This is a genomic window from Marinobacter sp. LV10R520-4 (genome assembly GCF_002563815.1).
Taxonomy (GTDB): Bacteria; Pseudomonadota; Gammaproteobacteria; order Pseudomonadales; family Oleiphilaceae; genus Marinobacter.
Genome location: NZ_PDJM01000001.1, coordinates 139419 through 151089, shown reverse-complemented (window position 1 = coordinate 151089; position 11671 = coordinate 139419). Strand labels below are relative to the sequence as shown.

At 53.3% G+C, this 11671-nt stretch carries 9 protein-coding genes and 1 pseudogene; all 10 read left to right on the top strand.

What is annotated here, in order from left to right; genetic code table 11:
* The first annotated feature begins 2 nt into the window (after positions 1-2).
* Positions 3-2387: a phenylalanine--tRNA ligase subunit beta gene (gene pheT, locus ATG98_RS00720; protein WP_098419051.1), complete on the top strand. Its 2385-nt coding sequence runs from the start codon at positions 3-5 to the stop codon at positions 2385-2387.
* Between the two features lie 3 nt (positions 2388-2390).
* Positions 2391-2693, top strand: coding sequence for an integration host factor subunit alpha (gene ihfA, locus ATG98_RS00715; protein WP_098419050.1), 303 nt, complete (start codon positions 2391-2393; stop codon positions 2691-2693).
* Positions 2694-2837: 144 nt separating this feature from the next.
* On the top strand, positions 2838-3188 hold the full coding sequence (locus ATG98_RS00710) for a MerR family transcriptional regulator (RefSeq protein ID WP_098419049.1): 351 nt from the start codon (positions 2838-2840) through the stop codon (positions 3186-3188).
* A gap of 257 nt (positions 3189-3445) precedes the next feature.
* Positions 3446-4552 (top strand): AAA family ATPase, encoded by a 1107-nt coding sequence (locus tag ATG98_RS00705; protein WP_179888001.1) that lies wholly within the window; start codon positions 3446-3448, stop codon positions 4550-4552.
* A complete protein-coding gene (locus ATG98_RS00700) occupies positions 4552-5049 on the top strand; it encodes a hypothetical protein (protein ID WP_098421915.1) in 498 nt (165 codons plus the stop codon). The genes ATG98_RS00705 and ATG98_RS00700 overlap by 1 nt, the downstream gene beginning before the upstream one ends.
* Before the next feature lie 302 nt (positions 5050-5351).
* Positions 5352-5585: a hypothetical protein gene (locus ATG98_RS22095; protein WP_228705983.1), complete on the top strand. Its 234-nt coding sequence runs from the start codon at positions 5352-5354 to the stop codon at positions 5583-5585.
* A gap of 265 nt (positions 5586-5850) precedes the next feature.
* A pseudogene (locus ATG98_RS00690) lies at positions 5851-5928 on the top strand (MerR family transcriptional regulator); the annotation flags it as partial.
* 327 nt (positions 5929-6255) lie between these two features.
* Positions 6256-7749 (top strand): capsule assembly Wzi family protein, encoded by a 1494-nt coding sequence (locus tag ATG98_RS00685; protein WP_098421914.1) that lies wholly within the window; start codon positions 6256-6258, stop codon positions 7747-7749.
* Between the two features lie 21 nt (positions 7750-7770).
* Positions 7771-10299 carry an SLBB domain-containing protein gene (locus tag ATG98_RS00680; RefSeq protein ID WP_098421913.1) on the top strand — a complete coding sequence of 843 codons (2529 nt, stop codon included), beginning with the start codon at positions 7771-7773 and terminating at the stop codon, positions 10297-10299.
* Positions 10299-11291 carry a Wzz/FepE/Etk N-terminal domain-containing protein gene (locus ATG98_RS00675; RefSeq protein ID WP_228705981.1) on the top strand — a complete coding sequence of 331 codons (993 nt, stop codon included), beginning with the start codon at positions 10299-10301 and terminating at the stop codon, positions 11289-11291. The genes ATG98_RS00680 and ATG98_RS00675 overlap by 1 nt, the downstream gene beginning before the upstream one ends.
* The last annotated feature ends 380 nt before the right edge of the window (positions 11292-11671 follow it).

Genomic DNA, 11671 nt, shown 5'->3' with positions numbered 1-11671 from the left:
CCATGAAATTCAGTGAACAGTGGCTGCGCGAATGGGTTAACCCGGCTCTGGACTCCCAGCAGCTGATGGACCAAATCACCATGGCCGGCCTGGAAGTCGACGGCTTCGAGCCCGTCGCCGGCAAATTTACCGGCATAGTCGTCGGCGAAGTGCTCAGCGTAGAAGCCCATCCGGATGCTGACAAACTGCGAGTGTGCCAGGTCAGCAACGGCAGCACCCAGGTGCAAGTGGTCTGCGGCGCCCCCAACGTGCGCGCCGGCATCAAAGTACCTTTTGCCGAACTGGGCGCCGTATTGCCCGGCGATTTCAAAATCAAAAAAGCCAAACTCCGTGGCCAACCCTCTGTCGGCATGCTGTGTTCCGGGGCCGAGCTGGGCCTGTCTGAAGACCACGATGGGATTCTGGAGTTACCCGCTGACGCCCCCGTGGGCACGTCTTTTGCGGATTACCTGCAGCTGAACGACATTGCGATCGATGTAGATTTAACCCCAAACCGCGCTGACTGCCTCTCTATCAAAGGCTTGGCCCGGGAAGTGGGCGTGCTCAACAGTTTGCCGCTGAACGCGCCTGCAATTTACAAGGTAGCCGCCACCCACAGCGACGTGCCTGATGTGCGCGTAGAAGCCCCCGCCGGCTGCCCGCGCTACCTGGGTCGCATACTGCGCAACGTCGATCTTTCTGCGAAAAGCCCGCTATGGATGCAAGAAAAGCTGCGTCGCTCTGGCGTTCGCTCTATAGACGCTGCGGTAGACGTAACAAACTACATCCTGCTGGAACTGGGCCAACCCATGCACGCCTTTGACCGCGCCGAAATCGACGGTGGCATAGTGGTGCGCATGGCCAAGCCCGAAGAAAAGCTGGTGCTGCTCGACGGCCAGGAAGTCACACTCACGGAACAAACCCTGGTAATAGCCGATCACAGCAAACCCATCGCCATTGCCGGCGTAATGGGCGGCGAACACTCCGGTGTTAGTCCAAAAACTCGTGATCTGGTGCTGGAATCCGCCTATTTCGACCCCATCACCTTAGCCGGAAAAGCCCGCCACTACGGCTTGCACACAGATGCCAGTCACCGCTTCGAGCGCGGCGTAGACTACAACCTGGCCCGTGACGCCATGGAGCGGGCCACCGAACTGCTGGTCAGCATTGTTGGCGGCGAACCCGGCGAAATTGTCGACGTCACCAGCAGCGAACATCTGCCCAAGCCAGTCTCCATCGTATTGCGCGAAAAACGCCTGGCCGACGTGTTGGGCCTGGCCATCGCAAACGGCAAAGTGGAAGAAATTCTCACCCGCCTGGGCCTGGCGATAGAAGAAAAATCGGGAAGCGGCTGGAAAGTCAGTGCGCCCAGCTTCCGCCCGGATATCACCATCGAAGAAGACCTGATCGAAGAAGTAGGGCGCATCTACGGCTACAACAACCTGCCGGTCACCGAACCCACAGGTTCCTTGGGCCTGCGCCCCAAAGCCGAAGACACCCGCCCGCTGAGCGCCATCCGCAACTATTTTGTTGCCAACGGTTATCAGGAAGCCATCACCTATAGCTTCGTCGACCCGAAAGTGCAGGAACAGTTAGATCCGCAGAACGAAGGTATTGCTCTGGCCAATCCGATCTCCGCAGAACTGTCAGTCATGCGCACCACCCTCTGGAGCGGTCTGCTGAAAACCGTGGCCCACAACCAGAACCGACAACAACCACGCATTCGCCTGTTTGAAAGTGGCCTGCGGTTTGTGAAAGATGGCGAACGCATTCTGCAGCAGCCCATGCTGGCAGGCGTCGTTACCGGCAATCACAATCCTGAAAACTGGGTAAACGGTCGCAGAAACGCCGACTTCTTTGATGTAAAAGGGGAGTTGGAAAGTCTGTTTCGCCTGTTGGGCGTTACCGTAGAGTTCCGCACCGGAAAGCACCCCGCGCTGCACCCGGGCCAGACCGCCGAATTACTGCGCGACGGACAGCCAGTAGGCTGGTTAGGCACTCTGCATCCACAGGTACAGAAAAATCTGGAACTTAATGGCACAGTTATAGTCTTTGAGCTATTCTTGAACCCAATCGTTACCGGTTATGTGCCTAATTTCAAAGATGTTTCAAAATTTCCAGAAGTTCGTCGAGATTTGGCTATTATTATCGGAAGCGAAGTGAAATTTGCGGACGTCGAGCGTGTGGCAACACACCACGCCGGCGAGCACCTAAACGCACTGCGTGCGTTCGATGTATACCAGGGCGAAAGCCTCGGTAAAGGTGAAAGCGAAGGTAATCGTAGCTTGGCACTCAGCTTGTTCTGGCAGCACCCGCAGCGCACACTGACCGAAGACGAAGTGCACGGGCTGTTCAACGGCGTAATAGAAGCCCTGAAAGCTGAACTGGGGGCAACACTAAGGAGTTAACGGATGACGGCTTTGACAAAAGCGGAAATGGCCGAGCGCTTATACGACGAACTTGGCCTGAACAAACGTGAAGCCAAGGAAATGGTAGAGGCCTTTTTCGACGAAGTTCGCGGCGCACTCAGCCACAACGAGCAAGTGAAATTGTCAGGATTCGGCAACTTCGACCTGCGCGACAAAAAAGAGCGCCCCGGCCGCAACCCGAAAACCGGCGAAGAAATCCCCATCTGCGCCCGCCGCGTCGTCACCTTCCGCCCCGGCCAGAAACTCAAAGCAAAAGTAGAAGCCTACGTCGAAACCCAGCAATAGAGATTAAGGGACAGACCTAAGGTCTGTCCCTGCTTGGGCAAGAAATTGGGGACGGACTTCAAGTCCGTCCCCGCTTTGGGGAGAGATTAGGGACAGACCTAAGGTCTGTCCCTGGTACAGCCAGGTCAAAACCGAGCAACAACCATGCTAGAACCCAGCAACAACAACGAACTGCCCGTCATCCCAGGCAAACGCTATTTCACCATCGGCGAAGTAGCAGAACTGTGCGCCGTAAAAGCCCACGTACTGCGCTACTGGGAACAGGAATTCCCCCACCTGTCCCCGGTCAAGCGTCGCGGTAACCGCCGCTACTACCAGCGCGCCGACGTCATCACCATCCGCCAGATTCGCAGCCTATTGTACGACCAGGGCTACACCATCGGCGGCGCTAAACAGCAGCTGTCCAGTGTAGAAGCGAAAGACGATATCTCCCAGTACAAACAGTTAATACGGCAAATGATTCGAGAGCTGGAAGAGGTGTTGGCTGTTATGTAGTTGATGAAGTCAGCTACTTCACAATAGATTACAAATTTCTGCAATATTCCCCGTCAATCAGACCCTCCGCCAAGCGCTATGGCTTGTAACATTGCGCTATCAGCGTAAAATTGTTGCTCTCATTTTATCGGAATGCGCGGAAAACCTCGGCCTTTAGGCCGGGGATGAATAGCGCGGACACCGCAGGTGTCCCCCTCAATAGCAACAGCGTTTGGTTACTTGCCCAAACAATTCACATCGGTTATGGAAGGCAGCTCATGCTGAACAAACTCTATATTCATCAATATCGATGCCTTCAGAACTTTGAATTCAATCTCAAAGATCAGCACTCTGCCTTAATCTTGGGTAGAAACGGTGCCGGCAAATCCAGTTTTTTTGATGCCGTAGAAGTATTTCAAAAAATTGGGCGGGGCGTTACACAGCTGAAAGATCTAATCACTGAAAGCGATTTCGCCTTTGGTGAAACTCATAAAGCCATTCATTTGGAAATAAACGCGACTATTGCAAAACAAATTTATGAGTACGTTTTAGAGATAGAGCTCCCTGAAAACTTTAGCCAACCGCGGATAAAAAAGGAATCGCTGAAAGTAAACGGTAAAACAAATGTTTTTCGGGAAGGTGGTAAAGTACAGCTGGGCAAAAACGCCGAGTTCACCTTGGATTGGCACCACGTTGGCCTACCATTAATTTCAACACGCAATGATGACGCACCCATTGCTCGCTTTCGAGAGTGGCTCGCGAAAATTGTCGTATTAGCGCCAGTGCCTAGTTGCTTTAACAAAGCCAGCAAACAAGAAACTCCCTACCTGGAGCGCAGAGCTGCCAATACTCTCGACTGGGTGCGCCATCAACTTGCGGTTTATCCTGCACTGTACATGAAAATTGTAGATTTCATGGCATTGCGTATGCCGGACTTTGCAAGCTTCAAATTTGAGAGTACCGGCAAAAACGAAAAAGAGCTGGTTTTTAAATTCCGCGATGAAGTCGCAAACAGTTTAGAGCTAAATTTTGATCAGCTTTCTGATGGCGAAAAAATATACTTTCTAACTGCAACGGTTTTGGCCGCCATTACCAATGAAGAATCTGTACTTTGCCTGTGGGATGAACCAGATAATTATGTCTCTTTACCAGAGTTAAGCCACTTCATTGTCGCTTGCCGAAAAGCGTTTGAAAATAGCCTGGTAGAATCGCAGATGGTTATGTCTAGCCATAACCCCAGAACCATCAACGAATACTCCGAGCACAATACTTATCTTGTAACCAGGCAGTCTCATCTGGCCCCTTCCAGGCTGGAGCCTGTAGCGGGAAAACAATACCTGAGCGCCACTTTTATAGATGCCTACGAGAACGGAGAACTCGACTAATGGCAGTCAATCTCTATAAGAATCATTTGGTTATCTACCTAGAAGATCAGCCTTATCGAGGCATCGTCAACGGAATTAAAACATTACCCAACGTTAATGATACTGTGATCGACTCCAGGCCGCCGTGCGGAGGATGGGGCAAGGTGTTTGCTGAGCTGGAGAGCAACCTGAGGTTGCTCAATGCGAGGCCTGAAATGCATGCCCTATTACTTATGGATTTTGACAATGTGTTCGCAAAACGTAGAAGTAAATTTGATGAACTGTTGAAAGAGCAAGATTGCAAAGATCGGGTGTTTCTGCTCGGCGTAGATGACAAAGAAAGTGAAGACCTTAAGGCGTCGATGAATCAAAGTAATAATGAAGCTGTTGGGAAAGATCTATTGCGACATTGCCCTGATGAACAGACGGACGCATGGAGAAACCCGCATTTGCACTGTAATTCGAATGAAATAAAAAGAATGCAAGCCGCTGGAATGTTTGTTTGGCTGTTTGCGTGAACGCTTATTAACTGAGCGTGGGAAATCTGACGTCACATGGACAGGCACTCCCTTCTTTTTCTTTTCTTCTATGTTCCCTCCTACTGCGCATAATTCGGCGTTATGTCACCGCCTAGCCAACACGCTAGTGCCGCGCTTTCATCTGGTTTGTCGTGGCCCTGATACGACTGCTGTATGAACGGGGCTATAGTCGAGAACAGATTTTACGACTGTTTAACATTATTGATTGGATGATCCAGTTACCAAAAAATCTGGCCCCCGAATTTGCACAGGCGGTTTACGTCATACAGGAGGAAAAACACATGCCTTATGTCAACACGATTGAGCGTTTGGGTATTGAAAAAGGGCGCCAGGAAGGCGAGCAATTGGGTATCGAAAAAGGGCGTCAGGAAGCCGAGCTGCGTGCTCTGAAAGAAAAGCGCGAAACGGTTCGTCACCTGATGTCGTTCGGTGTGCTCAATGACGAGCAAATAGCTGCAGCGACGGGCTTGGCGTTAGACGAGATTACCCAATTGCGTATTGAAGATAAGCACTGATCTCCGCTTTTATAATCTCCCTGCTTTACGTACAAAAAAGGGCAGCCCTGGTGGCCGCCCTTGTTGTTCGGCGTCAACTATCCTGTCCGGTGCTGATTTATTGGCGCTTACTAGAACGGGGACAGACTTCAAGTCCGTCCTCGCCTGGAGCTTGGAGATAGGGGACAGGCTTCAAGTCTGTCCCCGCTTGCGTCTCCGCTTGGAGATTAGGGACAGACTTCAAGTCTGTCCCTGCTTATAGCTAGATTGGAGCTGAGCAATAAATATGCTAGAACCCAGCAACAACAACGAGCTGCCCGTCATCCCCGGCAAACGCTATTTCACAATCGGCGAAGTGGGGAACTGGAAGACGTACTGGCGGCAATGAACAAAGCCTAAATATAAGTGCGATTGATACACAAAAAAGCCGACCGCCAGAGTCGGTTTTTTTATGAGAATATGATTTAGTTACCTACATGCCTGCGATTAACACACAGATGCAAATGTAACCTGTTACAACAGGTTACAAAATTCCTTTCAATTCCTAGCTTACTAATACCTTTTGTCGGTTGTCTAAAAATTTCTGACGCGTATCATGCTCATCAAATCGGCGCACTGCGCCAAAATCTGACAGGAATAGCCGGGCTTCTTTCTCCTTGCTTTACCCCTGCACTTAAAAAACAAGATGTCCATGACCCTAAAACACTTAGCTTTGGTATGTGGGGCGGTAGCGTGCCTGAACACGATTTCTGCAGCGGCGGCGCCCTGGATAGAGCCCGGCGACGCCCGAGCCCGTTTCGCAATACAAAAACTGGCCGACCAAGGGCAATTCAATCGCCCGGTAACCAGCTGGCCCATCATGTGGGCGTCAGTAGACAGCGCCCTGGCAGACTCTGCCAGTAAAGGCTCCCAGGCAACCGGCATGGCCCGCGCTTACCTCGAATTTGAACAGGAACAGCAGGCCTCTACCGGAATTCGGTCCCAATTTCAGCTTTCTGCCACCAATGAAGTCGCCATGGTGCAAGGCTTTGAACGGGGCCCCCTGGCGCAAGGCTCGGCCAACTTGAACGTGCAATGGCAAGGGGAGCGATTCGCGCTGGGCCTGAGCCCTACTTACGCCCTAAACCCGGATGACGACGAAAACCTCCGCTTTGACGGCTCCTACCTGGCCGCCACCGCCAGCAACTGGGTATTCGGTGCAGGCGCTATTGACCGTTGGTGGGGCCCGGGCTGGCAATCCAGCCTGATCTTCTCCAACAACGCACGCCCCATGCCGTCATTGTGGCTGAACCGTAGAGACCCCTCCGCGCCTGAAACCTCCTGGCTCAGCTGGATTGGCCCCTGGCAGCTCACCCTGTTAGCCGGCCAGTATGAAAAAGAACGCGAGATACCCGAAGCCAAGCTGATCGGCATGCGCCTGAACCTGCGCCCGTTAGACGGCCTGGACATTGGTTTTTCTCGTGCCATCATGTTGGGCGGGGAAGGGCGCCCGGAAGGCGCTTCTACCATCTGGAACGCGCTGATCGGCAGAGACAACGGCCAGCTTGAAGAAGACGACCCCGGCAACCAGCTTGCCGGCATAGACGCCCGCTACGGCTTTGCCATTGGCAACCAGTCCATGGGCCTGTACGCCCAGATGATGGGCGAAGACGAAGCCGGCGCCTTTCCCGCGCGCAAATCCTGGCTGTTAGGCAGTGATTGGACCAGCCAACTATTCAACGGCGACCAGCAATGGTTTGTGGAATACGCCAACACCCTGGCCGACGACTTCCTGGGCGACGCCATGCCCAACATCACCTACGACCACTCTCGCTATAAAAGCGGCTACCGTTACTACGGCCGCACCATGGGCGCCAGCTTCAGTGGCGACGCCGAAGCCGTTACCCTCGGCGGTTTTCACTTCTTCGACGACGGCCGCAACCTGTCAGCCAGCCTGAGCTTTGTTGAATTCAACAAAGATGGAGAAAGCCGAGACCCGCTCGACGTTGAGAAAGACATCAAACTAATGGTCCCCGCTGAAAACGCCAAGCAAGTCATCGCAAAAGTCGGCTATGGCACCGAATTGCTCAATGGCTGGCTGGACCTAAGTGCCCAGTTTGCCGACAAAAAGCTCGAATTGGTTAACCCCGCCGATAACGAAAGCGGCCAGTGGTCTATCGGCGCAAGCTGGCGCTACCGTTTCTAAAACCTTTACCGGATACCCGTTGTGAACTTAAAACGCCTCCTGCTCTCTTTATCTTTAGCATCGTTAATGATGCCACTGTGTGTTTCTGCGCAATCCATATCGCCCGCGCAAATCCAGCAATTCAAATCCTTGCCACAAGCCCAGCAAGAAGCGCTGGCGCGGCAGTATGGGGTGAATCTTGATCAGCTTCAGGGCAGCTCGAGCTCGAGCTCGAATGGCTCAGCCGCTCGCCAACCGACATCCGTGGTTGAGCCGCTAGAAAATGGCAGTGCTGAAAACCAAAGCGAAAACGACAACAAACTAACCGAAGAAGAGCAGGCGTTCGCCAAAAAGAACAACGGCCTGCAACCGTTTGGTTATGAACTGTTTGAAGGCAAGCCCAGCACCTTTGCCCCGGTTACCGAAGTACCCGTACCCATGAATTACACATTAGGGCCTGGTGACCAAATCAGAATTCAACTGTGGGGTAACGAAAACCAGCAGTTTTCGCTCACCGTTTCCCGCGATGGCACCATCGATATGCCCAAACGCGGCCCCGTTAACGTGGCCGGGCTGAGCTTTCAGCAGGCTCGTGACGAAATTACCAAGCTTGTGTCTGAACAGTACATCGGCGTAAAAGCCGCCGTATCGCTGGGCGAGCTGCGCAGCATGCGCGTGTTTGTGCTGGGTGAAACCCGCACGCCGGGTTCCTACAGCGTCAGCTCGCTGTCGACCATTACCAACGCCCTGTACGTGTCCGGCGGCATTCGCCACACCGGCTCCCTGCGCAACATTCAGCTAAAACGCAATGGCAAAGTGGTCCACACCCTGGACCTGTATGACCTGCTGCTGAAAGGCGACACCAGCGGCGATGCCCGCCTGCAAGCCGGCGACGCCATTTTCATCCCGGCCGTGGGCCCGCGCGTGGGTATAGACGGCGAAGTCTACCGCCCGGCGCTGTATGAAATTGACGGCGCCACCAGCTTGCAAGAACTGGTGAACCTCGCCGGCGGCATGACCGCCCAGGCCTACCCACAAATAACCCGTATAGAACGCACCAACCAGGAATTCTTACGGATAATCGCCGAAGCCGACCTGACCAATGCCGCAGGCAAACAAGCCCGCGTAAAAGCCGGTGACCGGGTGACCATTGCATCCATTGCTGACGTAACCGGCCAGTACGTTGAAATCACCGGCGCCGCCACACGCGCCGGCAAGTTTGCCTGGGTACCGGGTATGCGTGTGAGTTCGGTAATCCGTAAGCTAGATGTGGATTTGCTGCCAATGGCGGATACCAACTTCGCCGCGATTGTAAGAACAAACCCAGAGACCCGGCAGATTTCGGTGCTCAGCCTGGAACTGAAAGATGCGGTAAACCGCCCTGGCAGCGATGCTGACTTAGTTCTGCAGGAAAAGGATCAGGTGCTTGTGTTTGCCGATAATGGCAAAGCCGATGTCGGGCAAAACAGCTCAGCGAATGCTCAGAGCTTCAGCCGTAATGCACTGTTCGAACCCGTCGTAAAGCGCCTGAAAACCCAGGCGACCCCGCAGGCCCCCCAGCAAACCATGACCATCAGTGGCCCGGTGCGCTACCCCGGTGAATACCCGTTACCTGCCACGGGCAAAGTGAAGGACGCCATCGTAATGGCAGGTGGTTTAAACGACTCTGCGCTAATGTTGGAAGCGGAGCTGGCACGCCGTAACCTCGATGGCAATGGCGTAGAGCAAACCCGCCTGCAAAACATCGATCTAGCCAATGCGCTTAATGACCAAGTTGATGTGACTCTTCAAAGCCGTGACCGTTTGATGGTCAAATCCATCCCGCTATTTGGCGCCACCCGCACAATCACCGTGCAAGGCGAAGTGGTGTATCCGGGCGAATACACCTTCAGCGACGGCGAAACCTTGGTTGATGTGCTCCAGCGCGCCGGCGGTCTTACCAGCAACGCTTTTCCCCGCGGAGTCGTGTTCACTCGTGAAAAACTGCGAGTACTGGAAGCGCAGCGGCTGCTTGAAGCGGAGAAACGCCTGCAAGGAGACTTGCTGGGGGTGCAACTGGAAGGCGACAACTTCGGTGGCCAGAACGCCCAGCGCGTAGACCAAGTAAAAGGCCTTCTTGACGATGTACAAAGCAGCCGCCCTGTTGGCCGCATGGTTATCGACCTACAAGCCGTATTGAACAACAGCGACTACCAGTCTATTCGCCTACAAGACGGCGACACCCTGACCGTACCCATCATTCCCCAGGCCGTCAGCGTATTCGGCGAAGTGCAATTCCCAACCAGCCACCTGCACACAGCAGGGCTGACGGTGGATGATTACCTGGATCGCTCCGGCGGCCCCACCCGCCAAGCTGATGAAAACCGCGTCTACGTTGTCAAAGCCGACGGCTCGGTCATGCTGCCAGAAAAAAGTGCCTGGTTTGGTAACCGCAGCCAGCAATTACAGCCCGGTGACACCGTCATCATGCCGATTGATGTGGACCGCCTGAACCAGCTGGAACTTTGGACCAACGTAAGTCAGATTGTATACCAGATGGCACTGGGTGCTGCGGCAGTGGGGAATCTGTAATGATTAACCAGGAAGCGCCCAAACAGCAGGTAATGGAGCAACCCTATTACCCAGACGATGAAATAGACCTCCGCGAACTCTTCGCCACACTCTGGCGCGGCAAGTGGATCATTATCTTCGTTACCTTCGTTTTCGCTGCCGCTGGCGTGTTTTACGCACTTAGTCAACCCAATATCTACCAGTCCAGCGTGCTCTTGGCGCCGGCTCAGGACGAAGGCGGTGCTGGCATCAGCGGCCAGCTCGGTGGCATGGCTAGCTTGGCCGGCATCAGTCTCGGCGGTGGCGGCTCGAACCAGACGGTTATAGCCAAGGCAGTTCTGCAATCCCGCGCGTTTCTGACCGACTTCATTCACCGTCACAACCTCATCATCCCCCTTATGGCCACTAAAGGCTGGGATATGGAAAATGAACAGTGGGTGATTAATCGGGAAGTCTACAACCCCGAGGCCGGTGAATGGCTCACCGATGACAAAGGCGAAAGCCTGGAGCCAACAGACTGGGACATGGTGAAACAGTTCAAAGAAAGCCACCTGAGCCTGTCCACCAATGAAGATATTGGTATGGTCACCCTGAATATTAAAAGCCAGGCCCCTCCAGTGGCCAAAGCGTGGGCTGAAAAACTGGTACACGACATTAACGAACACATGCGCGCGCAAGACGTGCAAGAAGCTGAAGCCCGCATTGCTTTCCTGGAACAAAAACTCAGGGAAACCAACATCGCCGGCATGCAGCAGGTTTTCTACCAGCTGATAGAAAGCGAAACCCGCACGGTAATGTTGGCTAATGCCCAATCGGAATACATATTTAAAACCGTAGACCCTGCGGTGGTGCCTCAGGAAAAAAGTGGGCCTAAAAGGGCATTGATTGCGGTGATAGCCACCATGCTGGGCGGCATGCTCGGAGTATTTGTCGTGTTCATAATGGCTTTTGTGCGAAATGGAGCCGTTCAGACAGAACCGGCAACGCATGGATCGTCAGTGAAAGAACAATGACGGATGTTAAGCAAAACACAGATTGGCTATATGAACGTGGTGAAGGGCGATACAAGCATCGTTGGAATAATGATTACGCAGGTTTCGAACCCAGTGATAATGGATCAGTAGGCAAGTGCCCGAGTAGTATCACAGAGACGTTGGCTACTGAAATTCTCAACCAAGGTGTGCCATACTACAGTGGGTTAGAAGACCAGTTACCGTCAAAAATCTACTCTGTACATCAGGGTGTGATTTATGAGGCTGTGCCCACAATGCCGGGTGTCTCATGGCATGGCTACCCTTGGCGGGGTAATTTGAGAGGGCGTAGACCACTATCGAGCAGGATAGTAAGGAAACTCAAAAAAATGGCAGAAAAATCCGGACACTCTAAAGAGTTC

Bases quoted from the DNA above. Each gene is read 5' to 3' on its own strand.
- pheT (WP_098419051.1), top strand. From the start codon at position 3: ATGAAATTCAGTGAACAGTGGCTGCGCGAATGGGTTAACCCGGCTCTG.
- ihfA (WP_098419050.1), top strand. From the start codon at position 2,391: ATGACGGCTTTGACAAAAGCGGAAATGGCCGAGCGCTTATACGACGAA.
- ATG98_RS22095 (WP_228705983.1), top strand. From the start codon at position 5,352: ATGCCTTATGTCAACACGATTGAGCGTTTGGGTATTGAAAAAGGGCGC.
- ATG98_RS00710 (WP_098419049.1), top strand. From the start codon at position 2,838: ATGCTAGAACCCAGCAACAACAACGAACTGCCCGTCATCCCAGGCAAA.
- ATG98_RS00675 (WP_228705981.1), top strand. From the start codon at position 10,299: ATGATTAACCAGGAAGCGCCCAAACAGCAGGTAATGGAGCAACCCTAT.
- ATG98_RS00705 (WP_179888001.1), top strand. From the start codon at position 3,446: ATGCTGAACAAACTCTATATTCATCAATATCGATGCCTTCAGAACTTT.
- ATG98_RS00685 (WP_098421914.1), top strand. From the start codon at position 6,256: ATGACCCTAAAACACTTAGCTTTGGTATGTGGGGCGGTAGCGTGCCTG.
- ATG98_RS00700 (WP_098421915.1), top strand. From the start codon at position 4,552: ATGGCAGTCAATCTCTATAAGAATCATTTGGTTATCTACCTAGAAGAT.